Raw genomic sequence first — 26,724 nt, forward strand, 5'->3', positions numbered from 1 at the left:
TCTAAACTAGAAAGCTAAGAAAATAAGTCCTCCAACTAATCCTGCAGCAACTGGTCCAGCAACTGGGATTCATGCGTATTTTCAATCAGATGATCCTTTAGCTGACATTGGCATTAACTGGTGCACAATTCTTGGTATTAAATCTCTTGCTGGGTTAATAGCGTATCCTGTTGTTCCCCCAAGTGATAGTCCGATTGCTATAACTGTTATACCAACTATAATTGGTCCATTTCATCCAGCAATTCCCAATCCTAAAAATTCAGGGAATGCTGTTGCTAAAATCATCATTACTAGAACAAATGTTCCAAAAAACTCTGCTAACAAGTTCAAGAAGATGTTTCTATTTTGAGGTCCTGTTGCGTGTGTTGCTAAAATTGATTCAGAATCTGAAGCTTGTAAATGCTTAAAGTAAATTCCATTTACAGTTATCTGCCCTAAAGCAGCTCCTGCTATTTGCCCTAAAAAGAATGCTAAAATTAACAATTCATTTCCAGCAAAGAAAGAACCTTCAGCAATAAATGCTACTGTCACAGCCGGGTTAAGATGTGCAGCTCCTCCTAATGCAGTCGAAATTAATGCTCCGACAAAAACAGCTAACCCTCATCCAAAAGTGATTCCCACTCAACCTGAGTTTCCTCCTTTTGTGTCTCTTAATACTGCGTTAGCAACTATTCCGTTACCTAATAGAATTAGTAAGAATGTACCAAATAATTCTAGGCCGAAATGTTGAAAAAATGTTGAAATATCCATACCTATTTTTTTCCTTTCGTATGTAAAAATAAATTAAATTATAAATAGATTATCTTATGTTAGATATCCACTTATATTATAATAGAATAATTTATTATTTTTTATAAAAATAATAGAATATTTTATTAGTTTTATATGATTTATATAGAAATAATGATAACACTAAAATTTAATATATAAAAATTATAAATATATTTTAAAAAATTTATAAAGTATATTTATAATACAAAATAAAAAGACACTTTAACAAGTGTCTTTTTATTTTGTATTATTTTGAAATTGCTTTTCCACAAAGTAATAACACACCACCAACGATTGCTAGTGCTGGTCCAATTACAAAGAATATTAATCATGAAAATATTATTGAAACAATCGATAATATCCCTGATACCATACGATATTTATTTGAACCTTTTGCTATTGCCAATGATGAAAAAACAATAATGATTACAGCAAATGCCAACATAATAATTGAAAACACTAAATAAATTGAAGCTACTGCTTCAAATGCTGTAAATAATGCTGAGCCTGTAACATAAATTAATCCAAAAATTGCTAAAAATCCTGAATAAACCAATGATACTATTGCTCCAGCAAGACCAATACCATTTAATTTCATTAAACCCCTTAAAATTAGTAATTTATATAAATTACTAATGTAATTATAGTATTTAAATCGTATATAATCAAAGATTAACTAATGATTTTAGTTCCAGATTGACCATTTAGTACTTTTTCCACCATCTCTAAAGAACCAATATAAGCTTGTTTATTTTTATTATCTTCAACAAACTTTATTGTTGCTTCAACTTTTGGCAACATTGAACCTGGAGCAAATTGATTTTCGCTAATATATTTTTTAGCTTCACTGATAGTCATTTTTTCAATTGCTTTTTCATTATTTTTTTGGTAATTAATTAAAACACGATCAACAGCCGTTAAAATAATTAATCCATCAGCATTTACTAATGTAGCTATTTTTGCTGCAGCAAAATCTTTATCAATAACTGCTGCAACACCGTGATATAAAGTACCCTTTTTAATAACAGGAACTCCCCCACCTCCAGTTGAAATTGTTATTACACCATTATTAATCAACATGTTAATAATTTCTTTTTCAACTATATCAATTGGTTTTGGAGAAGCAATTACTCTTCTTCAACCTCTTCCGGCATCTTCTTTTACATCTCAATTATTTACTTTAGCTAATTTTTTAGCTTCTGTTTCTTCCATAAAAGAACCTATTGGTTTTGTTGGATTGTTAAAAGCGTTGTCTTTTTTATCAACAACAGTTTGTGTAACAATTGAAACGACAGATTTATTAATTTTTCTATTATTTAATTCATTTATAATTGCTTGTTGTAAATGATAACCAATATAACCTTGGCTCATTGCTCCACATTCCGGAAAATCTACAATTGGATTCTTATCGCTAACTTTATGCGCTTCGCTAAAACCATTATTTATCATTCCAACTTGTGGTCCATTACCATGAACAATGATTATTTCATTACCCTTAATAATAAAGTCTACTAAATTTTTAGCTGTTTTTTTTACAATTTCTTTTTGTTCGTTTGGGCTATTACCTAAAGCATTCCCCCCAATAGCGACTACAAATTTTGCCATATTTACCTATTTTCCGACCATAGCAACCATGACAGCTTTAATAGTATGTAATCTATTTTCAGCTTCTTCAAATACAACAGAATGTTTAGATTCAAACACTTCATCAGTAACTTCCATAGCTGTTAGACCAAATTTTTTATAAATATCATTTCCAACTTCTGTTTTTAAATCATGAAACGCTGGTAAACAATGCATAAATAAATAATCTTCTTTAGCATTTTTAAGATTTTCTTTACTTACTTGGAATGGTAATAATTGTTTAATTCTTTTAGCTCAAACATCTTCTGGTTCTCCCATCGAAACTCAAACATCAGTGTAAATTACATCAGCATTTTTAGTAGCTATTTTAATATCATCTGATAACTCAATTGTTCCACCTGTTTCTTTAGCAATTTTTTTACATTCTTTAACTAATTTTTCATCTGGTCATAATTCTTTTGGAGCTGCTGCCACAAAATGCATCCCCATTTTAGCACAACCAACCATTAATGAATTTCCCATATTATTTCTAGCATCTCCAGCAAAAACAAATTTAATTCCTTTTAGATAACCTTTTTCTTCTTCAATTGTTAAAAAGTCGGCCAAAATTTGTGTTGGGTGTCACTCATCAGTTAACCCATTAAAAACAGGAACTCCTGAATATTTTGCTAATTCTTCAACATCAGATTGTTTATATCCTCTAAACTCAATTCCATCAAACATTCTACCTAAAACTCTTGCAGTGTCTGCAACTGACTCTTTTTTACCAAATTGTGATCCTGAAGGTCCTAAATAAGTAACATGTGCTCCTTGATCGAATGCTCCAACTTCAAAAGCACATCTAGTTCTTGTTGAATCTTTTTGAAATAACAAAGCAATATTTTTACCTTCCATTAATTTTTGTTCTGTACCTGCATATTTAGCACGTTTTAAATCACGTGATAAATCTAATAAATATCTTAATTCTCTTGATGAGAAATCTAAAAGTTTTAAAAAACTTCTTCCTTTTAAATTNNAACTGCCATATTTTTTCTCTCCTTAAATATCTTCTCTTCATAAAGGCATTGACATACATCTCGGACCACCACGACCACGTGATAATTCTGATGAAGGTGTTTCAATAACTGTTATTCCGGCTTTTTTCATTAAATCGATTGTTACATGATTTCTATCATAAGCAATTACAACTCCAGGTGCAATTGCTAAGTGGTTTGTTCCATCATTTCATTGTTCTCTTGCTGATGAAATTGGATCATCTCCACCACATTTAATTATTTTTACTTCTCTACCAATTAATTCTGTTAAAACTTCAATTAGTGGTTTTTTAATTTCTGTTTTACCACTTGGTGTAATCATAAATATTTTAAATAAATCTACATTATCAAAAATTAATGGATGAGCAATAAATTTATCATAATCAACATTAGTAAATACTGTATCTAAGTGCATAAAAGCTCTTGTTTTTGGAATATCCAATACAATAACTTTTTTATATTGTCCTTTTTCAAATAATTCTTTTGCCATTCTTTCAATAGCTTTCATTGATGTTCTTTGAGATGCTCCCACAATAATTACATCTTTATTTAAGATCATTATATCTCCACCTTCAATTGATTCAGAATAATCTCTTTGGTAAAAAGTAGGAATTTTATTAGCAAATCTTTCATGATATTTAAACATAAAATCAGGAAATATTGTTTCTCTATTTCTAGTTTTTGTTCACATTTGATGGATTGTTACCCCATCACCAATTGAAGCAAATGGGTCTCTTTGAAATAAAACATTTGGTAAAGGATCAGCCACAAATGGATAATCATCTTTATCATTAATTTTCAATTCAATTTTCTTTGTTCCTGCTATCATTTTATTAACCATGTCTAAATTACTCATTTTCATTAAGTAATCTTTAAAACTTTTTATATGTTCTTTTTTAACATCACCTTCAGCAATAAACTTATCAATAAATTTTTCTCTTAACTGTGGATTTTGGTCTAAAGCTTCTGCTGTCATTTCTTCAATATAAAGAACTTCTATATTATTATCTTTCATTATTTGGGTTAACTTATCATGTTCTTTAATTGCATTTTNTTTATGCGGTATATCATCAAATAATAATCTTTCCAATAGATCTGGAGTTAAGTTTTCCACTTCATCTCCCGGCCTATGCACTAAAACTGTTTTTAATTTTCCGAATTCAGAAAATACGTTAATTTTTTTCATAAACAACCTTTCTTATTCAACTATTTGCGAATTAAACTTGTAGTAGATTTCTACTAACAACTATATGGTACATCTAAAAATAAAAATATAAAAATAATTTCCTATTTTTTTATATTTTTTAATAATTTTTTTTATTTTAATTAGTCATTAAATATCTTTGTTACTAATAACTAAATATTTATGTTTTTTCTTAAACAGATGTTTTAGGTGTAATTAACTTAATTGTTTCTTCAGTTGTTTTTTCTTCTTGTGCTTTTAACAATGTTTCTTTATTTGTTATTTCTTCTATTTTTTCGATATCTTTTTCTAATGGCGTTTCTTCTTTATCTTTAGTTTCTGTTGATACAACAATTTCTTGTGTTGGTGTTTCTTCTTTAATTTTATCCTTTATTTTTACAATAGCTTTTTCTTCTTGTTTTATTTCTGTTGATAAAACAATATCTTGTGTTGGTGTTTTTTCAATTTTAATTTCTTTATTTTCTATCATTTTTTCATTATTTTTAAGTTTAGTAATAACCGTCATTTTTAGATTTTGATTATAGGGAAAAGTATAATCTTTATATTTAAACTTTATTGTTATTAATTGATTATTGGTTTTTTGTAAATCTTCATTTACAATTGGTGTTTTTGAAATTTTTTTATTATCATAATTAATTTCAATATTTTCGATTGAAAATTTTTCACGATCAATCGTTATATATTTATTGATTTTTTTAAAAATAATATTTTTAAGATTGGTTTTAATTTTATCAAGAGAATTATCTTTTGTTTTGACAATATTTAACAAGGTGTCTTCTTCAATCATTTCAAAATTATTAATTGTTTCTTCTAGATATTTTTCTGTAGGAACAGTTTTTAAGATTATTTTAGTAACTACTGTATATTTATCATTGTATTTAAAAATTCCTTTTACTCTTACAACTTTAGATATTACTTTTCTTTTCTTTAGGTAATCATCGCTTGAAATATTTTTTTAGTAGCAATATCAATAAAAGATATTTCAGTTAATAAATCTTTGTTAAATTTTATTTCTGGGTCACGGTATTCTTTTTTACTTAACTCTTGCAGAATTATATCTGTTACATATTCATTAATTTTTTCTTTATTTTCACTATTTATTTCTGGTACGTTAATTCTTGTATTTAACAAACTTCTAATAGCTAAATCAATAGAATCATATGTATTATCTTTTTGTGTTACTGGTCATAAATTACATGCAACAGCTGAACTTGCAGTTCCTGTAATGAACACACAAACACTTATTAAACTTAGTATTTTTTTCATAATTATGTCTCCTTTTTTATATTTTTTAAAAGAATTTTTTATATTCTTGGTTTAAATATTATCATTGAATAATTTCTAAACTAAAAAAATATGATTTATAGGCATATTAACTAAAACTAATATATAATTTAATAGAAATAAAATAGCGAGGATAAAATGAGTAGTTTTGGAATATTAGGAACGGTCATTGCAGCAATTTTAGGGTATTTAATCGGTTCTTTTAGTTGATCTATTTTTATAGGTAAAACTTTTTATAAAATAGACCCGAGAGATTATTATTCTAAAAATGCCGGAGCAACAAACACATCAAGAGTCATTGGAACAAAAATGGGTTTAATAATTATGTTTTTGGACATGTTTAAAACAACAATGGCAGCTTTATTAGCTTTTGCAATTTCATTTATTAAATTTGACGGTGGTTCTTTTGAAACAATGAGTTATTTAATTCCTGGATTATTTGCAATAATTGGTCACTGTTGACCTGTGTATTATAAATTTAAAGGTGGAAAAGGAGTTGCATCATTTTTAGGACTGTTGTTAACTTTTAACCCAATATTATTTGGAATTGCAGCTTTTATCTGATGAGCAATATTCTTGCCAACAAGAAAAATATCATTAGCATCAATTGTTATGGGAGCTATTTTAGTCTTCATTACATGAATTCCACAGTTATCATTAGTTAATAAAATTAATACAGATTTTTTACTACTAAAAGACATTAGTGTATTATGAATTACTTATATGCATACAATTAACACAGAATTATTTTTTGAATCAATTGTAATTCAAAATGTTGTAATAAGTTTATCTGGAATAATATTAGTATTTAAACATCGAAGTAATATTAAAAGACTTATTAATAAAACTGAACAAAAATATGTAATTAAAAAGAAAGCCGATATTCCAGAACATGAATAAAAAAAATCACTATCTAGTGATTTTTTTTATTTCTTTTTTTATAATTATTTTTTGTGAACAAATTTATCTAAATCTTGTGAATCATCATTATCAAGTGAAGGTCTTTTGTTTACATCAATTCCTTCAGATATATTTGATAAATCTTCAACATCTTTTGTTCCGTCATCTTCACCTTTAATTGCTTCATAATTATTATGAATTAACTTTTGAATATTTGAAACATAATCAACTTTATCATCTGGTCTTGTTTTTAAACGATTAATTTGCATTCTTAAACGAGAATTTGAAAATTTACTATCAATAAATTCAATTGTTCAAATAACTGGCAATAATTTTTTATTAATGTTTTTAAAATCTTTAATTAAAACCAATAAAACATTAATAAATTTACTAAACCCTTCTTCGTCTTTTCAGATATTTAGTTCTTCTTTATTAACTGAAATACTTCCATTATCATAATCAAAATTTGTAAAATGTCTTTCATCAATTTTATCTGATCATTCTTCTTCTTTAACAACAAAGAAATTTGTTGCTAAATTACAGTGAAACAAAGTTGTTTCTCCAGATAATACTCTAAAATTGAATTTATCTACAACAAAAGCACTAATCATAACTTTTAAGTTGTTAGTATCTACAACTTCACTAAGTCACTTAAAAACCCCTTGTAGATATCTAATAATAAATTTAATTTTACTAGAAGAAAAAGTTAAAGCTTTTCAACTTGCAAAATCAAATTGATGTGATGCGTGTGAGTGTTCATCTAGCATCTCTGCGTTAGCTTCTAACTTTAAAAAATCTTCTATTGAAAAAACGAACATGTTTTGTTTCATAAATCACCTCTTATAATATTATTATATCATTTTTAAGATACTATTTTTCAATATCCTTTTTGTATTTAGTCACAATTGAAAAAATATCTAATCCAACAGATTCAACCACATCATTTATTGTTTCAAAAATTATCTTTTCAAAATTCTCTTTAGATAAAGTAACTTCTTCGTTGTTTTCTTTTTCTTCTGAAACATCTTTATTTTTATCTATTTCATCGCCTGTTTTTACTTTATTATCTTCAATATTTTTTTTAAAAATATCTAATTTAGAATTTAAAATTCTAGTCCTTTCTGTTCGAATATTGTTTAAAATTACTTCTTCTGATGTTTTTTCTTCATTAGTGTTATTTGTTTTTATTCGATTAGCAGTACTAATTTTTCCTTTAATATATTGCATTCTTTCTTCAAAATTATCTTTTTTTTACACGATCTAACATTTTTTGAAAATCAGATTTATATTCACTATAATCTGTTATTGTTTCACTATTTTTCTTAATGTTTTCTAAACGCTTCATAATATCATCATTACTATTTACATTAACTTGCTCTTGTTTTAAAGCAGTTTTAGCATTTGATAATATTTTTGAAAGTTCATTATTTTTAACAGAAGTTTCTGGCTCTGTACTTTTTTCTGTATTTGTTGTTTTTGTATTATTAACATCATTATCCACTGGTGAAATAGAGCTTAAATCTTCTTTTTCGCCTTCAATCGGTTTTATTGAAACTTCTTCTACGTTATTATTCTTCTTATTTTTTGATCTAAAAATCTTGTTAAAAAAACTCATATATCCCTCTTTATGGTATTATACTATTTATTTTAAAAAAAATATTCATAAAAGAAGGTAATATTCATATTAAAATATAAATAATTAGTTTATAATAAATTTGGAAATTGACAGAGGTAGCTGTAAAGCTTGAGACAAACTCTTTGAACCTGATCTAGTTAAGACTAGCGTAGGAAGTTCAATATAAGAAAAAAATTAAAGTCGGTTTCCTTTTATATTTTTTATTTAATAAAAAATTAGAAAAGGATTTTTTTATGAAAAAATTTTATTATGGATTATCAAACTATATTGCNNTGTAGTTATTGTTTTATTAACTTTTGCGATACTAATTGGAACTAATGTTTTTACAGAAACAATTTCAGGGAATAATGATACTGATGTTTATCTGAAAGCAGCTATAATTGCTACAACAGTAATATTTGGTTTAGTATCAGGTATTGTACTTTTTGATTATTATATGATGTTGAAAAAACAATGATATTTCAAAAAAGGAGTTTTATTATACTTTAGTTTTAATTTTTACTTAATGTTTGCAAAATTAGAACAAAGTGAAAGAAAAGAAAAATTATACTTTCCAATACATAAAAAAAATAGTAACTTAGAAACAAAAGATCTTGTAGTTGTTGCTATTATGTTATGTTTAGCAATTGTATTTGATTTATTTACAAGTTATTTATTACCAACATTACCATTGGGTGGAAGTATAAGTTTAAAATATATACCATTAATATTTGTAGCTTTACTTTATCGACCAAGTTTATCACTATTATGTAACTTAGCATTTTCATTATTATGTATTTTATATACAAAAAGTGCTTTTATTGTAAATGCATGATCATATATTTTGGATTACTTTATTCCAATAAATTGTATTATTCTATTAGCGTTCACAAAGAAAATAACAAACATTAAATCATTTTCTAGTATATTTTATATAATATTTGTGCCATCACTAATTATGTGAATCTCACAAACATTAGGTGGAGTATTAGTGTGAAATGTATTATTTCCAACTGCAATGTGACCTGGTTTAAATACAGTAGCTTATAGTGCAACATATAATTTCATTAACGTGTTTATTATGTCGTTCCCGGTGCTATTACTATTGTTCCAACCAATTAATTTAGTAATATCAAAAATAGCTAATTAACATTAGCTATTTTTTTTGATAAATTTAGTTATTCCTGAAATTAATACAGTACTTTGTTCATTTGTTTCTTGATTTTTAATAACAACACTATTGTTTTTAAATTCTTTTTCACCCAAAATAATGACAAATTTTGTTTTATGTTTTTCAGATTTTTTAAACTCTGTATTAAGGTTTTTTGTTTTTTTATAACTTCAATCAACTTTAAGGTTATTATTTCTTAATTCATTTATAATATTGCTTGTTTCAGCAAGTAAATCTGTTGATAAAGTAATAAAATAACCATCTAATTTTGGTTCAATGTTATTGAAAGCATTATTACTTTCTAAAAGCATAATTAGTCTTTCAACCCCCATTGCAAACCCCACAGCTGGAACAGAATCTTTTGATCCAAGTTGTGAAAATAGGTTATTGTAACTTCCCCCACCAAGTAAGGTAACCTCCCTATTGTTTATCGTAAATACATATTCAAAAACAAATCCAGTGTAATAATCTAACCCTCTTACTAATTTAGTATCTTCTTCAAAATTAATATTATTATTTTTTAAAAGCTTNNGTTTAATTAAAGCAAAATCATTTATCTCATCTTGTGATAAATAATCTTTCATGTTAACTAAATTTTTAAATTGATGGTTATCTATTTTACAATCTAAAACTCTTAAAACATTTTTATTTATTCTTATTTTACAGTCGTCACATAATGTTAATTTTTCTAATTGTTTTTTTAAATCAATAATATAATTTTGACGACTTTCGTTTGTTACTAAATAATTAATCTTTAAAGTAACATTTGGTAAATTAAAAGTTTTAATAAAAGCTTGCGCTAGAAAAATTGTTTCCAAACTTAGTAAGTAACTATCAACTCCGATAAACTCAACTCCAAATTGTTTAAACTGTCTTAAACGACCTTTTTGTGGTCTTTCATAACGAAACATATTTTCAATATAAAAATACTTTAAAGGTAAATCATTTTTATAAACTAATTTATTTTCAATAACACTTCTGGCAATTGGCGCTGTTCCTTCAGGCCTTAAAGCATATTTAGTTTTACCTTTTTGAACTAATTCAAACATTTCTTTAGAAACTACATCTGTTTCTTCACCAACAGCTCTAACAAATAAATTTAAATCTTCAAACATCGGTGTTTGAAATTCACTTATATTAAAATTTTTACAAATGTTTTTTATTTTATCTTCAATGAAATTATATTTAGCTTTTTCTAAACCAAAATAATCTTCTGTCCCTCTAGGTTTGTTCATATTTTATATATACCTTTCTGTTAACTGTACTTCGACATTTTCATTTGTTCAAATTGCGATATGATCATTTTTTTGACCTTTAAATGTGACTCATCCACATCCAGCAATAAATAATGAATATCACTTATCTTTTACAATCGGAAATATTGACTCTTGCATATTTTTGTAACTTTCAAACTTTACGTCAATATTTTTTTCTACATTGTTCATAAAGTATTTTTTTCAATTAATTGATTTTGTTCGATGCAAATTTCATTTATTGTTTTTATAAAAATGAAAATTTCTTTTATCAGTTTTTTTCATGTGATCATTTTCAAATAACAACATACATAACCCTTCCATAAAAACAGATTGATTAGGGTTTAACTGATATGTCACCGGTCTTACTAATTTATTATTTATTATTTGTTTATATGTATCTTTTCCAACATAGTTAATTGCTGAATTGTCATTAATAATTCCTGGACAATCAAAAATATTATAATTTGTTCCAATATTTATTTTTATAAAATCTAATGTTGTTGCTAAGTAATTAGAAACAGTAATTTTAACATTTTTGTGTAGCATCAAACTTTTCAGAACAGCATTTAAAAGAGAAGACTTACCAACATTTGAAGCTCCAATAAAATAAGCGTCACTTTTTACATTTTTGATTTTTTTTACAAGATTATCTATATTATAGTTTTTTAAAGAACTTGTAAAAATAAATTCAAAATTCTTTAATTCTGATTTACCAAATAAATTATCAAAATATTTCAAAATTTCTGTTTGTGATATAAGCTTCATAACTAAATCATACTTATTAATAACAATGTAAACATGATTGTTTTGAATTAACTCTTCTAAAAATTTATTTCTAGATCCCAAAATATCAAAAGCATCTATAACATAAAAATAAACATTTTTTTCGTTATGAATATCGTGCATTTTATGTTTAAAATCTTCATTATCAATATTATAGTCTGTTATTTCATTATAATTTTTGATTTTAAAACAACGCAAACAATTTTCATGTTCAAGGTTTGCAATGTAACCTTTTTCTTCTATATTGTTATTTTGTAATAAAGCACCACAACCAGTACAATTTAAATTATTAATATTATTATTTACTTCCACAAAAACTCCTTATAATAACTATTATAGTTCAACAATATTATATAATATAACTATAAATTAAAGGAAATATAGATTATTTTTTTATAAAAATTATATATATCTTATATATATCAGTTCAAAATAAAGAGGAAATATAGTATAATAAGAGTATCTTTAAGCATATGTTTCCCTAAAACAATAAATATATGTTTAAGATGCCCAGATAAACAACCTAACCCGTGGTTGTTTTTTTTATGTAAATATATAATAATTTATAATAGTGAGGTATAAAATGACACATAGAACCGATACAAGACCTGTAATGGTTGGAAATATTCAAATTGGTGGTAATGATAAAATATCTATTCAATCAATGACAACAACAAAAACACATGATGTTAAAGCAACACTAGAACAAATAAATCAACTAGTTGCTAATGGCTGTCAAATTGTAAGAGTTGCTGTTTTAGGAATTGATGATGCTAACAGTTTACAAGAAATTGTAAAAAATGCTCCTTGCCCTATTGTTGCTGATATTCACTTTAACCATGAATTTGCTTTAATCGCAGCTGATGCTGGTGTCGCTAAAATTAGAATAAATCCTGGAAATATTGGAAGAAAAGAAAACACAATTAAAGTTGTTAATAAGTGTAAAGAAAAAAATATTCCAATAAGAATTGGAGTAAATTCTGGTAGTTTACCATTAGATTTAGTAAACAAATATGGATGAACCCCAAAAGCTATGATCGAATCAGCGAGAAGACATATTGAAATATTAGAAGAACTAGAATTTTATGATATTATTCTATCTTTAAAGGCAACAGATCCTTTAATGGCTATTGAAGCTTATAGTTTAGCCGCAAAAGAATGAAAATATCCCTTACATTTAGGAATAACTGAATCTGGTAGTAAATTTAATGGAACCATTAAATCTTGTGCTGGATTAGCACCTTTAATCCAAAGTGGTATTGGAAGCACCTTAAGAATTAGTTTATCAGATGATCCAATATATGAAGTTGATGTTTGTAAAAAACTATTAAACTCATTTGAAATGTATGATAACTTAGTTGATGTAATCGCTTGCCCTACTTGTGGTCGTTTAGAATTTGAAATGTTTGATGTTGTTAAAGAAATCGAAGAATATACTAAAAAAATGTTCTTTCCTTTAAAAATAGCAATTTTAGGTTGTGTTGTTAATGGTCCCGGAGAAGCCAAACAAGCTGATTTAGGAATTGCTGGTGGTAAAAATGGTGGAATCATTTTTGCCAAAGGAAAAATTGTTAAAACATGTAAACAAAATGAACTTGTCCCAGAACTAAAAAAATTAATTGATGAAAAATATGCTATTTGAAATAAAGAACAAAAGAAAATTTAAGGTATAATTTATTTAAGTGAGGTAATAATTATGAGTGTTTGTTGTCCAAGCAAAAGACACGACTGTGATACTTGTAGAACATGTTCAAAACCAAAAGTTGGATGTAAATCATGTTTAATTTGTATATCATGTGTTGATTGTCAAACTAATAAATGTAATATGTGTAAAAAAATAATCTGATAATCAGATTATTTTTTTATTTTTATATTGTCAAATTAATAATAAAAATTTAAGATAATTTTATGTATAATTTATCTTAATAATGTTTATTTATTATTTTATTTCTTAATATACGGGAAAGATACGATACGTGAAAGTCCATATTATAAATTTATAAAATTAATTTATTTATTATTTATAATTTTTCATTTAATAAAACAAAAAATAAAAATAATATAACTTTTGAATGTAGATGTCTAACTGAAGTATAGCTTTTTGACTTACTGTATTTCCTTTTAAAACAATCTTTCAATTTGCTAATTCATATAAACTCATAGTGTGAGTAAACTTATTCCTTATATTTCTATAAGCTTTAAAAAAATAAGAATCAATATATTTTTGTTGTTTAAATTTAACTTTTGTTAACTTTAATTTATTTTTATCAGAAAAAATTACACCATAAAAAAGAACTGTCTTTTTTGTTCTTTTTAAAATATAATATTTTAAAATATGCACCAATATTTTCTAGATATTCATTGTATTTTTTTACTATATAAATTTATATCATTATCTACTAATGATTTTTCAAAACTTTTTAAAATTAATTTTTGTTTTATTACATCTTTTATCTTATAAATATTTAAAAATAAATCATAAAACTCTATGATATTTTCAGGTATGTTTTTATCATTATAATCGTGATTATATGACAAACTTTTAAATTTATTTCAATAAATATACATTGAAATGCAATATTTCTTGTATCAATCTATAATTTGTATTAAAATTATCTTTATCATATTTTTGTAAAAAAAACAAACTTTTATTCATGTTATCAATTAAGCTTTTCTAATATATTGATATCGAATTTTGATTTAAGTAAAAAATTATTTTTTTTGTTTTTTTTAAATTTAATATTTATAATTTTTTTCTAAATCCACATTATCTTGTTCAAATAATTTTTCAATTATTTCATAATTAGAATTAAAATTAGTTTGTTCTCAATATTTTTTTAATATAGTGTTTTCCTCTAAAAAAAAAAATTTTTAAAATTAAGATTAAAATTTTTTTGTAACTTAAAAAAAATTTTTTCAAACTATTTCTACATATAGTTTTATTTCATTATTGTTTTTTGCTTCACAAACATGTATTTTTTTTTCTTTACATTCTTCACTTAAATCTACATTATTTTTGCCGTAAAATCTCTTTTTAAAATAGGGATTAACATTATCTTTGTATTTTTTTTTAATGATTAATTTACACTTACAAATTTTACAAATATATTCATCAGATAAAAATAATATTCTAAATTAAAACAAGTATTTAATGGTTTCACTTTATTTACCTTTAAATGGATAATTTTCTTTTAAAAATATTCTTCAACCTGGATTTGGAGAAAATCTTGGATATATTTTAGAAAAGTTATTAGCACTTTCTTCAAAAGTTTTTCCTTTGATTAAATTATTTTTAACTAAAAACATAAAAACTGTTGAAGCACTTCGATTCACACCTCACACACAATGAACATAAACATTTTTATTTTTTATATTATTTTCAATTAAACTAATAGCTAAACTAACTTCATTTTGNNTTGAAATATCACCAGTTCCAGGATAGTCTTTAAAACAAAAATAATGATTCTTATCACTTTGTTTTTTATAAGGGCCGCATTTTCCAAATCTTTCTACATAACACTCTTCAGCTAATGATAATTTCATATCTGCAAAATCAGGACAACTATGTTTGTCTCCTAAATATAAATTATCAACTATTTTTTTATACCCCATAATCTTACCTACCCTTTTATAACTTCTTTGTAATCTTTAAAATTATCAACAAATTCTTTATTTTTAATCATTGCTATTTCTTCTTTATATGGAGGAACAGATGTTTTATCATCGATTGAAATATATGGTGTTTCTAAAATTTTAATAATTCCATCTAATTTTGGGTGATAAATTATTTTTATTAAAGAATTAAAACCAACATGACCATAACCAATATTTTCATGACGATCTTTTCCAGCTCCTAAAACATTTTTTGAATCATTAATATGCATACAAAATAATTTATCTAATCCTAATAAATTTTCAAATTCTTCAATGATACTATCTAAATTATTTTCAAAGTCATATGAAGCATCATGCATATGACATGTATCTCAACAAACTCCAACTAATTCTTTTAATTCAATATTATCAATAACATATTTTAAATCTGCAAAATTTGTACAAACTTCACTACCTTTTCCTGCCATTGTTTCTAAAGCGATTTTTACTTTTTGATCTTTTGATAAAACTAAATTTAAACCTTTAATAATTTGATTTAATGCGTCCTCTTTTGGTTGACCAACACTAGCTCCTGGGTGCAATACAATATATGGCGCACCAATTGCATCAGCTCTTTTAATTTCTTTTTTTAAAAAATCTACTCCAAAATTAAATGTAGTTGGTTTAATTGTATTTCCTAAATTTATAATATATGGTGCATGAATTATGCAATTTTCCATTGTTAAATTATTTTCTTTAATTAATTCTAAAGCTTCTTGTACATACATGTCCTCAATTGGCTTTCTCATAGTATTTTGAGGTGCTCCTGTATAAATCATGAAACTATTTGCTCCATATTTAATTGTTTCTTCAACAGCCCCTAATAAGTATTTGTTTTTGCTATTCATTGAAACATGAGCTCCAATTTTTAAGTTGTAATCCTTCATATAAACCTCACAAATATAGTATATAATAAAATTATTATTTTTAAATTAGGAAAAGGAAAGATAAATGAAATATATTGTTAGATTAATTTCATTAATATTTTTATATTTATTTACTTTTTTTGTTCTTATTTTATTTAAATTTGAGAAAAATATTTATATTTTTATTGTATTTGAAACATTAATATTAGTTATTGGTAATTATTTTTGAAAGAAACAAAAACAAGCAAACTATTTACAAACAGGCATTAAAAACTTTAAACAAATCAACAAACATATTTCATCGACTATTAGTAATGTTAATGATGAAATATGACAAGGTTTTTATGAAAAAAATATTGTTTTAAATAAAGAAAAACTTGTTATGAATAATTTTGAAATATGAGAATACCAAGACTTTCAAAACAAAAAAGCTGATTTTAATTTCAGTTCTATTTCAATAAATAATAAAGAAAAAAATCCTTTAAATCATTTTATTGTTTTAGAAAACAAGAATAATTCACATGACCAATTGTTTGTCTTAAAAGTTAAAGAAAACATTGTTATAAAGGACTATCAAGTAAGTATTAATGATATTTATTATGGAAGTGATATTATAAATGATGCAGAAAAAAAATCTCTTTTAAGCATTATTTTTAACGTTAAAAAAAGTATATGATATTGTTTATTGAAAAAATAAAATTTTTATTGTTCTAAAAGAAAATATTGAAAACATAAATCTAAAAGAAAAAAATAAAATAAGTTATTTAATAAACACTTATTATAATTAATATTCAATTGTTGGTGTGTAATTTCCAATCAATTTATCTAACTTGTGAGTTAGAATTTTTGATTCTTTATCGGTAATCATAATTGCCGCTTTTACTTTTTTAAACTCTAATAATGATGAAGAAAAAATTAACATCTCTTTATTAATTTCTGTATTTCCAACACGATCAACTATTGGAATACGAATAATATCATTTTGGTATTTAATATATTCTAATGAATGAATAATTTCATTTGGTTTTGTTGTAATAACCATCAATGAACGATACTTATATCTTGGGAAAAAGACATCAGTTACAATTGATTGAATAATAATTAACATTAAGGTTGCAAACATTGATGGACCAAAGAAGAACTCAACTTTATATTTTGCTAAAGAAGCTCCGTATAATCCTGAATTTTTATCAATTAATAAATCTGGATTATTTTCAACAATTGCTTCAAAATTCTTCTGTCAATTAGTTCCAAAGAAAATTGTTGTGACCTCTTCTGGGGATAATAAAATTGTATGAAGTAAAATAATTACAATCGCTAAAATATAGTTAACAACTCTGTTTAATGCTGCAATTGACATGTTTCGCTTTTCAGAAAAATATGCAACAACAAAGTCAGTTCCCCCAGTTGAAGCTGCAGCTTTATATAGAAGTGCAAAGGCAATTCCGTTTAATACAGCTGATAAAGCTGAAAAGGCAAATAATCATATTTGATAATTACCACTAGAGTTTTGATATAAAATTAATGATTTAAAATTAATTAACAATGATAAACTATTGGGATTAATAAAGGGAATGTATTGGAACATAAAGTGAAATATATTTTGGGTAATAATAAATACAATTGTCCTAAATGAAAACCTTCAACTGACTTTAATGACAGAAAAAATAAATAACGGTAAATTAAAGATTAAGAAAAATAATCAGTACATTGTATTTTGAAATGCGGCATCAGATGATGATTTAAAAAATCAAATTGACATCGCTCTAGCAATCGCACTTACACCCGCTGGGAAAATTCCATTACTTGTTGTTTGAGCAATAACATAATCATAAGCAATTGTTGCAATTAAAGATGCCAAAATGATATACATGTAATCACGAAATAAGCGTTGACGAAAATATGCTTTAAATCGAAAGTTAAACTCATCTAAAGTAATTTTTCTTTTGCGAGAACCTTGTTTTGAAGCTTTTTGATAAATATCCATTGTCTTGTTAACAATCACAGCGTCATCAGAACGGTCAGTTATTTTTTTCTCAAATTTCTTTTTGTTTTGAAATTTTTGATGCAGCTTTTTTATTTACGTGATCTTTTTTATTTAGATTTTCTTTTTTGTTGACTGAATCTTTTTTCATAACTTTTCCTTAAATGATAACAATTTTAATAGATTATAACATCTTATTTTAATAATTTTAATAACTTTCATAGATTATTTTAATAATTTAAATAAAAAAAATAGAAGATCGTCACCTTCTATTTTTAAATAATATAATTTTAATTAGTTTATATTTTGTTAAACAAGACTATCTTGCTCCAGCTGGTTTTAATCTAACTGTTACTTTAAATGATCCAACTTTAACTGGGTCATAATCAGTTCTCTTAATATCTACAACTGTGAATTTTTCAGCATTGCTAGCTTTAGGTTTTCCGAATGAAACCCCTCTGTTAGCACCATCTAATGATTTAATCATTATAGGAATTTTTTTATCATCTAATGCTGGTACTGTTAAGTAAAGAATAATTTGTTGGTATGGTGAATCCACTTCAGCTAATGCTGCGTTTAAATATTTCTTGAATTCTTCTCCAACTAACTCTCCACCAAACTTGTGATCTTCTACAAATTCGTGTGTTGAGTTGTTTGATATATAGAATGAGACTCTTGCATCACAGTGTACTAATAAGTATTTCTTAGCAACTGTTGCACCATTGTAAACATATGAAGATTTATCTTGACATTGTGCTTCAATTGATGCTGCGATTACATTTGCAACTGCTTCAATTTTGTAAATTGGATCTGTTGTTGTATTATATTTTGTTGATCTATTTCATAAAATTTCGTCATCGTTAACTCTAACTTCATTTAAGTAAAGCATTTTACGTAATCATTTTTTAGGAGCATTTCTTCATTCATCTTCTCCTAAAATCATTTTACTTGGTGGTTCATTTTCATTGAACTTTGGTTTCATTGCTTGGATAATATCTAAAGCAACTGGATTTTGTTCTTTTTTATCAACGATCATTAATGATGGTCCTCATCCAGATAATAATTGGTGAGCGTTTGAAGCAAATAATTTAACTCAACTATCATGCTTAATTTCAAATAATTCGTTAAGTGTATCTAACTCATCTCCTGTTGATTTTGATAAATCGATAACATATTTAGAACTTAATAAGTTGAATAATCTTCTTAATAAATATTTTAATGTATTAACAGTTTCATACATTTTAAATTTATGTTGAGGATCGTTATCTCATGGTGATAATGCATTGTTGTAAATAACTTTTAAAGTTAAGAAACTAATACTTGATTTTTTAGCTACTTGTGCAATAGCTGCTGTTTCAGTATCAATAACATCGATTGTGTGACCGAATTTATCTACCATTTCTTTAAATTGTTTTGAGTTATAAATATACATATCAGCAGTTCCAGAAATACCTTCACTTAAACCTAAGTTAAAGTCTTTAACGGCTTTTGTAGCTCCACCTGAAAATTGGAATGATTGAGGTTCATTCATAATTTGTCCATATGTATTATCTTTTCTTTTTCCAGTATCTTTTCCATCTGCGTCAATTTCATTTACATCTGATGTGAATGATGTAAAGTCTGCATCATGATGCACTGATTTAGTTGATAACACAACATCAGCTGTATCATGCTTATCATTTGTTGATAAAGCTAAATCTGCATTAATAATAGTTTGGATATTTGGATATTTTTCCAATAAATATGTTGTTGCCATGGCAGCATTAGCTTTTCCATAACCTGTTGTAGTGATGATTAAAACTTTTCCATTGTAGTTTACATGTTGGATTACACAGTTTTTTCATCAGTATTTTTTAATAGTTTTAATATTAACATCTGCTGTTTGCTTATCTTTCATTGTGAAATAAGCGGTAGAGATAATTCCTATCATATACACCTCTTTAAAATAAATAATGCTGTTAAAAATATAAGTGTTGTTGCTACTTATACAATCAGCTATTTATATTATAAAATATTAATAGTACATTTACAACATAATTTTAAATATATAAAATATTTTTTTGAAAAAGTTTTGATTTTACTATATAATAATATGAATTATTTTTATAGTCAATAAAAAACCTTTATGCATGCATAAAGGTTTTTGTTATTAAAAGACAAAATCAAAGTTATTAGCAATGCTTTTGTTCGATCATGTAATTAAGTTGCCGTTTGGAGCTTTAATACTTCCTTCAACCGCTTGCAAGCTTTGTGTTGCAAAATAAATATTTGCGGAATTTGTCATTATATTACAAACCGATGTTGTGGCTGCAGTTATAATAGCTGCAATTCCTGCTAAAAAGGCTCCAGTAATAGCTCCTCCAATTATTAACTTTTCATCATTTATTGATATTTTTTTCATTTTAAACCCTTTTATTAGTTTGCTAAAAAAAGAGTATTTTCTTTTAAATTATCTAACATCAATTATTTTTATACGATAATTATCAACTGGTGTTTTAACTTCAATTTCATCACCAACCATACCGTTCATCATTGCAACTGCAACTGGTGTTTCATTTGAAATAGAACCTTTAAACGGATCTGCTTCTACAGCTCCTGTAATTTTTACAATAGTTTCTTTGTTTGTTGTTAAATTTTTGTATGTAACAATTGAACCTAATGAAATAGAACCGATAGCTGCTGCTTCTGTAATTTCTTTAGCGTGAGTTAAAGTGTTTTCAATTTCTTTAATTCTACTTTCAACTTCTGCTTGGCGATTTCTAGCTGCATCATAATCAGCATTTTCACTTAAATCCCCTTGTTCTCTTGCTTCTTTTAATTCTTCAATTACTTTTGGACGAATAACATTTAATAAGTTATTTAATTCCTTTTGTAATTCAACAATACCTTCTTTGGTTAACAATATTTTTTCGTTCATTTTAATCTCCTGTTTAATCCAATAATGCTTGGATATGGGTTTTTATTAATTCAATTGCTGTATTGTTACCATTATAATATGGAACAATAATATCAGCATATTTTATACTTGGTTCAACAAAAGCATCATGCATTGGTTTTACAGTTGCTTCATATTGTTTAATAACATTTTCAATTGTTCGATTTCTTTCACTAATATCACGTTGTAATCTTCTAATAAACCTAATATCATCTTCAGTTTTAATAAAAATCTTTACATCAGATATTTTACGAATTTCTTTCATAGCTAAAGCTAAAACACCATCCAATATAATTACGCTTCCAGGTTTTTTTTGTAANNTAGTTTCAACTTTTCTAGAACTTGTAGAAAAATCATATACTGGCATTTCAACCGATTTACCATTCATTAAATCTTTAATGTGTTTTAAAAGGTAATTGATATCGATTGAATCTGGATGATCAAAATTTATCGCTTTTTTTTCTTCTGGAGTAACATTTGTATAATTTTTATAATAGCTGTCCATTGGTAAACGAACGATGCTTTTAGTTTTTAATGATTGTGAAATTTTTCTTGCAGTTGTTGTTTTTCCAGAAGCTGTACCCCCGGCAATAGTTATAATTCTTACTTTATTTTTTATCATTATTTTTTAAAAATTAAAGATAGATTTTTAGGTTTTATTTTTAAACTATTGGCCAACTGACGATTCACATTTTTTGTTATTGATTCTTGCAATAAATTTAAATTAGCATCTTTAATTACTTTTAAATAAATAAATAAGTGTAAATAATTTTCATCTATTCTTTTACAATGAACACTATCTAAAGTGGCTTCCTTACAAAAGCTTTCAACTTCTTTTTCTACAACTTTTCCAATAGCATTACTAGTAACTATTAGCTTTCCTCTCGAATTTGTCATAAATAAAAATTCTTTTTGCATAATTAAGCTCTCCCTGAATATTTACCATCAATTGTTGAAACAATAACTTTTTCACCAACTTCGATAAACAATGGCACAACAACTTCAAAGTTTGTTTCCAAAATAGCTTTTTTTTGCGCTCCTGATGTTGTATCACCTTTAACCGCTGCTTCTGCTTCAATAATCTCTAGAGTTATTTTATCTGGTAAGACTAACCCTAAAACTTCTTCTTTAAAACTAGTAACTTGAACATTTAATCCTTCTGTTAAAAAATTAAATTCTCAAGTTAATTCTTTAACAGGAATTGTAATTTGTTCATAAGTTTCATTGTTCATAAAGAAAGCATCTGTTCCATCTGAATACAAATATTGCATTTTTGATTTTTCAACCATAGCTTTTTTAACTTTTTCACCACCAGTGAAAGTTATTATTGTGTTTGATTTAGTTCTTAAATTTTTAACTTTAGCTTTTACGTGAGCTTGCCCACGACCTGATTTTGAATGATTTGCATCTACTACAACATAAGTGTTGTTTTCATATTCAAAAGTCATTCCAGGTCTTAAATCATTAACATTTATCATTTTTACCCCTTTTAACCTTCTAACATTTTAATATATTTTTAACTAAATATCTATATTAATTAATATAAATCAATAAATAAAATTATATTAATTCTTTTAAAAAGATATTTAAATTTGTTTTTCTTGGATTATTAACATTTAAAATCCCATTTAAAAAAACGCTTTCTTCTCCCAATATATAAATATGGCTTTTAGCACGAGTTATTGCTGTATATATTAAATTATTGCTATACATTCTTGAAAGTGAATTATGCGCAATAAAAATTATAATATTATATTCACTTCCTTGTAATTTATGAACAGTATTTGCATAAGCTAANNAAGCTATTTGATCAAAAACTTCTTTTGTATATGTTGCTTTTATATCATCATATCGAACAATAATTGTATCTTTATTTTTTTCATTTTTATAGATTTTTTCGATAAATCCCACATCACCGTTATAAATATTTTCATCAGATCAATTTTTCAACTGCATAACTTTATCATTTAGTTTTAAAAGATATTTAGAATTTTTTATCATCATATTATTTAAATTAAAAATTGACTGAATATAGTTATTAACATTTTGAACTCCCAACAAGCCATTATGCATTGGAGTAACAACTTGAATATTATCAAAGGAATTATGCTTTAGTTCTTCTTTTAAAATTGATTTTATTTTATCTAAAATTTCATAAGGGTTATTTAAAGGGAAAAAGTTAATGTTATCTTTATAATTATCGCGTAAATTTAATAATGTATTTTTTTCCTTAATGTTATAAGCTAATTCAATAATATCATTACCTTCATTTTGTCTAAAAACTTCTTTTAGATTAACTACATTAAAAGCATCAGAACTTATAATATCTTGAAATATATTACCAGGACCAATACTTGGTAATTGATATGGGTCCCCAATTAAAATAATCTTTTGCAAGTTAGGAATTGAATTCAATAAAGCTCCAAACATTTCAGTGTCAACCATACTCATTTCATCAATAATTAAAACATCAATATCTAACATTGATTTATTATTGTAGTTTTCACTAAACTTTTCAATTTCTGAAAACTTTAATATTTTATGAATTGTATAAGCGTTATGTTCTGCAGCTTTTCCTAAACGATTTGCAGCTTTTCCGGTTGGAGCACAAAGCGTTACATTAAGTTTATTGAAAAATTTTTTATATATTTTAACTAAACCTTTTACAATAGTTGTTTTACCAGTTCCAGGACCACCAGTTATTAAACTAACAGGGTATTTCATTGCCGCTTTAATTGCTGCTTTTTGTTCGTAATTATACAAAATATTATAATTGTCTTCTAAAAAGTCACTAAAGTTACTATCGTTTTCAGCCATGACATTTTTATCAACAAGTTTTATTAATTCTTTTTTTATATTTAACTCTGTTTCAAAAATAAATGATGTAGAAATTCTTTCATCAACATTTACAATAAGACCATCGTTAATTGCATTTGCAAAAATATTTTCTATATTTTCCGGTGAAGTATTTTTAAAATCAGTACTTTGATTAATTAATTCTAATAATTCTTCTTTTAACAAATAAGTATTTGCAGTTTTAAAAATATACCCGTTAACAATATTTCATAATAAATATTTTAATCTTAAGTCAGAATAAATTAAGTTTGGATTAAAAGTTATGAACAATTTATCCACATCTAAAAACCTTATCCCTCCATTTAAAAAATGAATATAAGGATCATGTTTTATGACTTCAATAATTTGAGATAAAGAAAATTTCATTTTTAATTTTAAAAATATATTTCAATTAATATTGTTATCTTTAAATTTATTAATTATTTCAAATTCATCGTTAATGTCTTTTAAAGTATTTTTTATTATTGCTACTTTCATTAAATCATTTTCAGAAAAATCGTAATCTGAAAAATCAGTTACCATAATTTTCGTTAATAATTTATCACCAAAATTTTCGTAAAGTTTATTTACAAAGTTATCACCAATTGTTGGAAATAAAGGAGAAATTAAATACTCATAAATTTCATCATAGCTTGTAGGCATAATCAATTTGATACTTAAAACATCATATGTTTCAGAATTAAACTTATCATTAGATTCAACTTTATATGTTAATTCATATTTTTGAAAAGGTTTTAATAGTAACAAATTACCCTTAATTGTTACAACATCATTTCCGATTGTTCTAAACTTACAGATTCTAAAACCTTGTTCATTTTCAAAAATAATTTTTTCTAAAAAACCAATTGTCTTCATATTTTATAAATAAGTAAGCTCTTTATCATTAAAAAATACTTGCCCTATTTCTCCCCCACCTAGACACTTGTCTTTTGAATATAAAACAGCACTTTGACCTGGTGTAACAGATTTTGTGTCTTTGTATATTATTTTAATTTTATTATCTTCTAATATTTCAACAGATGCTGGAATATCTTTTTGACGATATCTAAACTTTACATTACACTTAAAAGTTGTTTTATTAGTTTTATTTATGAAATTAACGTTTTCAACAATACAACTGTTTGAAATTAATCATTGCTGTTTAACATCATTTGCAACATATAATATTTTTTTATCCATGTCTTTTCCAACTGTATAATAAGGAAGTTCAAATCCACCTAAATTTAAACCCTTTCTTTGACCAATTGTATAATACATAACTCCAACATGGTTTCCCACTTTTTCACCTGTCGCAATATCAACAATATCGCCTTTTTGGTTTGGAATATAATTTTCTAAAAATTGTTTAAAGTTTCTTTCTCCAATAAAACAAATTCCTGTTGAATCTTTTTTATCAGCTGTGATTAAATCATTTTCTTCAGCCATTTTACGAACTTCTTTTTTNNTTGTCAATTCACCTAATGGAAAAAGTGTTTGACTTAATTGTTCTTGATTTAATTGGCATAAAAAATATGATTGATCTTTTGACTCATCTTTTCCTTTAAGAAGATCATATTCTTGAGTTTTTTTATTAAAAATAACTCTTGCATAATGTCCTGTTGCTAATTTTGAAAAGTCAGTAACGGTATTTTTAGCAAATTTTAAAAACTGGTCAAACTTAATATACTTATTACACAGAATATCTGGGTTTGGTGTTCTGCCTTTTTTATACTCTGAAATAAAATAAGTAAAAACATAATCTCAATATTCTTTAACAAAATCAACACGGTGAAGTTTAGCGCCAATTTTATTAGCAACATTTAATGCATCTTGGTAATCTAATTCTTGTTCACATGGTTCATCATCTGTAACTTTGTTTCCTAAAATATCATTATTTGTAAGACTATCTCAGTTACGCATAAAGGCGGCTTCAACATCATAATTTTTATTTTTTAAAATTTGTAATACAACTGATGAATCAACTCCACCAGATAATCCAACTAAAATTTTCACGTTTAAACCTCTCTCTTATTATATATTTTCAATTTTGTTTCTAACTCATCATAAACATTTTGAGTATTATCATCTAAACATAATTCCAAACAATTATATGAATGATCATTTTTTACAGCTTTTTTATTTAAAAAATCTGGCGTAAAAAAATTAGCATTATCATCTTGATATAATATATGCTTTTTACACTCTTGATTTCTTTTAATTGGTTTTATTTTTAAAATTGTAATGCTCATATTTTATCTCACTATTATTATATTTATAAATAAAAAAAGATAAGGAAACTTATCTTGAAACTTGTTCTAAAAGTTTTTGTCATTTTTGTGCTTCTTTTAGTCATGCATCTTTTGAAAGAATATGTTTTCTTTCTCTCATAGCTCTAGTAACACGTGCAATGTTATTTTTCTTAATTTCTTTTTTAATGTTTTCTTCAACTAATTTATTATGTTTTTCAACTTGCTCTAAACGTTTTTTCTCTAATTCTTGTTCTATTTTAGGATCATTTANTAGCTTTTTGTTCATTTAGTTTTCTTTTGTCTTCTTCAGCTTTTTTAGCAGCAGCGATTTNNTTGCTTCTCACTTCTTGCGATCTAATTCAGCTTTTTCATTCATTGATTTAACTCATTCTTCGTGTTTTTTAAGATTAATTAATTCAATTTCTTCTTCTTTAGTTTTTAAATCTTTACCATCTTCAATGATTTGGTTAATCATATCAACAACAGAGTTATTACTGTAATCTCTTTTTACATTATTTTTATTATTATTATTTTCCATTTTTCCTCCGTTTTACTTTTACATTATATCAAATTAATTATAAACTATAAAAGCATTTTTT

At 25.2% G+C, this 26,724-nt stretch carries 28 protein-coding genes and 1 riboswitch; of the genes, 4 read left to right on the plus strand and 24 right to left on the minus strand.

Annotated elements, in window-relative coordinates; all coding sequences use genetic code 4:
• Nucleotides 1–6: 6 nt before the first annotated feature.
• The 7 genes from NPX79_RS03660 to NPX79_RS03690 form a co-directional block, all read right to left on the minus strand.
• The gene (locus NPX79_RS03660; protein ID WP_381415080.1) at nt 7–750 is read right to left on the minus strand and encodes an MIP/aquaporin family protein; all 744 of its coding nucleotides are present in this window, start codon (nt 748–750) and stop codon (nt 7–9) included.
• A gap of 268 nt (nt 751–1,018) precedes the next feature.
• On the minus strand, nt 1,019–1,369 hold the full coding sequence (locus NPX79_RS03665) for a hypothetical protein (RefSeq protein WP_381415081.1): 351 nt from the start codon (nt 1,367–1,369) through the stop codon (nt 1,019–1,021).
• Between the two features lie 74 nt (nt 1,370–1,443).
• On the minus strand, nt 1,444–2,376 hold the full coding sequence (gene arcC / locus NPX79_RS03670; RefSeq protein WP_381415082.1) for a carbamate kinase: 933 nt from the start codon (nt 2,374–2,376) through the stop codon (nt 1,444–1,446).
• 6 nt (nt 2,377–2,382) lie between these two features.
• The gene (gene argF, locus NPX79_RS03675; RefSeq protein ID WP_381415493.1) at nt 2,383–3,366 is read right to left on the minus strand and encodes an ornithine carbamoyltransferase; all 984 of its coding nucleotides are present in this window, start codon (nt 3,364–3,366) and stop codon (nt 2,383–2,385) included.
• 27 nt (nt 3,367–3,393) lie between these two features.
• A complete protein-coding gene (locus tag NPX79_RS03680) occupies nt 3,394–4,575 on the minus strand; it encodes an arginine deiminase (protein WP_381415083.1) in 1,182 nt (393 codons plus the stop codon).
• 190 nt (nt 4,576–4,765) lie between these two features.
• On the minus strand, nt 4,766–5,380 hold the full coding sequence (locus NPX79_RS03685) for a hypothetical protein (protein ID WP_381415084.1): 615 nt from the start codon (nt 5,378–5,380) through the stop codon (nt 4,766–4,768).
• A gap of 140 nt (nt 5,381–5,520) precedes the next feature.
• A complete protein-coding gene (locus tag NPX79_RS03690) occupies nt 5,521–5,859 on the minus strand; it encodes a hypothetical protein (RefSeq protein WP_381415085.1) in 339 nt (112 codons plus the stop codon).
• Between the two features lie 156 nt (nt 5,860–6,015).
• Here NPX79_RS03690 and plsY point away from each other — a divergent pair, with 156 nt between their 5' ends.
• The gene (plsY, locus tag NPX79_RS03695) at nt 6,016–6,777 is read left to right on the plus strand and encodes a glycerol-3-phosphate 1-O-acyltransferase PlsY (protein ID WP_381415086.1); all 762 of its coding nucleotides are present in this window, start codon (nt 6,016–6,018) and stop codon (nt 6,775–6,777) included.
• A 44-nt stretch (nt 6,778–6,821) separates the two neighbouring features.
• Here plsY and NPX79_RS03700 read toward each other — a convergent pair whose 3' ends face one another.
• The 3 genes from NPX79_RS03700 to NPX79_RS03710 are packed head-to-tail and all read right to left on the minus strand — an operon-like array spanning nt 6,822 to nt 8,392.
• Nucleotides 6,822–7,607, minus strand: coding sequence for a hypothetical protein (locus tag NPX79_RS03700; protein WP_381415087.1), 786 nt, complete (start codon nt 7,605–7,607; stop codon nt 6,822–6,824).
• A gap of 40 nt (nt 7,608–7,647) precedes the next feature.
• Nucleotides 7,648–8,004 (minus strand): hypothetical protein, encoded by a 357-nt coding sequence (locus tag NPX79_RS03705; protein WP_381415088.1) that lies wholly within the window; start codon nt 8,002–8,004, stop codon nt 7,648–7,650.
• A gap of 13 nt (nt 8,005–8,017) precedes the next feature.
• Nucleotides 8,018–8,392 carry a hypothetical protein gene (locus NPX79_RS03710; protein WP_381415089.1) on the minus strand — a complete coding sequence of 125 codons (375 nt, stop codon included), beginning with the start codon at nt 8,390–8,392 and terminating at the stop codon, nt 8,018–8,020.
• A gap of 102 nt (nt 8,393–8,494) precedes the next feature.
• Nucleotides 8,495–8,586, plus strand: a riboswitch (TPP riboswitch).
• Nucleotides 8,587–8,918: 332 nt separating this feature from the next.
• On the opposite strand from NPX79_RS03710, the gene NPX79_RS03715 reads away from it, so the two are divergent.
• Nucleotides 8,919–9,542 carry an energy-coupled thiamine transporter ThiT gene (locus NPX79_RS03715; RefSeq protein ID WP_381415090.1) on the plus strand — a complete coding sequence of 208 codons (624 nt, stop codon included), beginning with the start codon at nt 8,919–8,921 and terminating at the stop codon, nt 9,540–9,542.
• Nucleotides 9,543–9,544: 2 nt separating this feature from the next.
• Here the strand turns inward: NPX79_RS03715 and hisS are convergent, their stop codons facing one another.
• Both hisS and yqeH read right to left on the minus strand, forming a co-directional pair.
• Entirely contained in the window at nt 9,545–10,798 is a 1,254-nt protein-coding gene (gene hisS, locus NPX79_RS03720; RefSeq protein ID WP_381415091.1) for a histidine--tRNA ligase, read from the minus strand.
• A gap of 3 nt (nt 10,799–10,801) precedes the next feature.
• Nucleotides 10,802–11,914 (minus strand): ribosome biogenesis GTPase YqeH, encoded by a 1,113-nt coding sequence (gene yqeH, locus NPX79_RS03725; RefSeq protein WP_381415092.1) that lies wholly within the window; start codon nt 11,912–11,914, stop codon nt 10,802–10,804.
• Between the two features lie 271 nt (nt 11,915–12,185).
• Between yqeH and ispG the strand changes: the two genes are divergently transcribed.
• Nucleotides 12,186–13,268, plus strand: coding sequence for a flavodoxin-dependent (E)-4-hydroxy-3-methylbut-2-enyl-diphosphate synthase (ispG, locus tag NPX79_RS03730; RefSeq protein WP_381415093.1), 1,083 nt, complete (start codon nt 12,186–12,188; stop codon nt 13,266–13,268).
• Nucleotides 13,269–15,222: 1,954 nt separating this feature from the next.
• On the opposite strand, the gene NPX79_RS03735 is transcribed toward ispG, so the two are convergent.
• Complete coding sequence (locus NPX79_RS03735; protein WP_381415094.1) at nt 15,223–16,143, minus strand: deoxyribonuclease IV; 921 nt, start codon at nt 16,141–16,143, stop codon at nt 15,223–15,225.
• Nucleotides 16,144–16,207: 64 nt separating this feature from the next.
• Here NPX79_RS03735 and NPX79_RS03740 point away from each other — a divergent pair, with 64 nt between their 5' ends.
• Nucleotides 16,208–16,819 (plus strand): hypothetical protein, encoded by a 612-nt coding sequence (locus NPX79_RS03740; RefSeq protein WP_381415095.1) that lies wholly within the window; start codon nt 16,208–16,210, stop codon nt 16,817–16,819.
• An 87-nt stretch (nt 16,820–16,906) separates the two neighbouring features.
• Here NPX79_RS03740 and NPX79_RS03745 read toward each other — a convergent pair whose 3' ends face one another.
• The 11 genes from NPX79_RS03745 to NPX79_RS03795 form a co-directional block, all read right to left on the minus strand.
• Nucleotides 16,907–18,127 (minus strand): YitT family protein, encoded by a 1,221-nt coding sequence (locus NPX79_RS03745; RefSeq protein ID WP_381415096.1) that lies wholly within the window; start codon nt 18,125–18,127, stop codon nt 16,907–16,909.
• Complete coding sequence (locus NPX79_RS03750) at nt 18,117–18,257, minus strand: hypothetical protein (protein WP_381415097.1); 141 nt, start codon at nt 18,255–18,257, stop codon at nt 18,117–18,119. The genes NPX79_RS03745 and NPX79_RS03750 overlap by 11 nt, the downstream gene beginning before the upstream one ends.
• A 168-nt stretch (nt 18,258–18,425) precedes the next feature.
• Nucleotides 18,426–20,036: a cytoskeletal motor fibril protein Fib gene (gene fib / locus NPX79_RS03755; RefSeq protein WP_381415098.1), complete on the minus strand. Its 1,611-nt coding sequence runs from the start codon at nt 20,034–20,036 to the stop codon at nt 18,426–18,428.
• A 219-nt stretch (nt 20,037–20,255) separates the two neighbouring features.
• Nucleotides 20,256–20,507, minus strand: coding sequence for a bacteriocin leader domain-containing protein (locus NPX79_RS03760; protein ID WP_381415099.1), 252 nt, complete (start codon nt 20,505–20,507; stop codon nt 20,256–20,258).
• A 48-nt stretch (nt 20,508–20,555) separates the two neighbouring features.
• Nucleotides 20,556–21,023, minus strand: a complete 468-nt coding sequence (gene greA / locus NPX79_RS03765; RefSeq protein WP_381415100.1) for a transcription elongation factor GreA — start codon at nt 21,021–21,023, stop codon at nt 20,556–20,558.
• Nucleotides 21,024–21,036: 13 nt separating this feature from the next.
• On the minus strand, nt 21,037–21,663 hold the full coding sequence (udk, locus tag NPX79_RS03770) for a uridine kinase (protein WP_381415101.1): 627 nt from the start codon (nt 21,661–21,663) through the stop codon (nt 21,037–21,039).
• On the minus strand, nt 21,663–21,959 hold the full coding sequence (locus NPX79_RS03775) for a hypothetical protein (RefSeq protein ID WP_381415102.1): 297 nt from the start codon (nt 21,957–21,959) through the stop codon (nt 21,663–21,665). The genes udk and NPX79_RS03775 overlap by 1 nt, the downstream gene beginning before the upstream one ends.
• A 2-nt stretch (nt 21,960–21,961) precedes the next feature.
• The gene (efp, locus tag NPX79_RS03780) at nt 21,962–22,519 is read right to left on the minus strand and encodes an elongation factor P (RefSeq protein WP_381415103.1); all 558 of its coding nucleotides are present in this window, start codon (nt 22,517–22,519) and stop codon (nt 21,962–21,964) included.
• Nucleotides 22,520–22,601: 82 nt separating this feature from the next.
• Entirely contained in the window at nt 22,602–24,752 is a 2,151-nt protein-coding gene (locus NPX79_RS03785) for an ATP-dependent RecD-like DNA helicase (RefSeq protein ID WP_381415104.1), read from the minus strand.
• A gap of 3 nt (nt 24,753–24,755) precedes the next feature.
• A complete protein-coding gene (mnmA, locus tag NPX79_RS03790; protein WP_381415105.1) occupies nt 24,756–25,889 on the minus strand; it encodes a tRNA 2-thiouridine(34) synthase MnmA in 1,134 nt (377 codons plus the stop codon).
• A gap of 2 nt (nt 25,890–25,891) precedes the next feature.
• Nucleotides 25,892–26,125 carry a hypothetical protein gene (locus tag NPX79_RS03795; RefSeq protein ID WP_381415106.1) on the minus strand — a complete coding sequence of 78 codons (234 nt, stop codon included), beginning with the start codon at nt 26,123–26,125 and terminating at the stop codon, nt 25,892–25,894.
• Nucleotides 26,126–26,724: the final 599 nt, after the last annotated feature.

This window comes from Spiroplasma endosymbiont of Anurida maritima (assembly GCF_042465095.1).
Classification (GTDB): Bacteria; Bacillota_I; Bacilli_A; order Mycoplasmatales; family Mycoplasmataceae.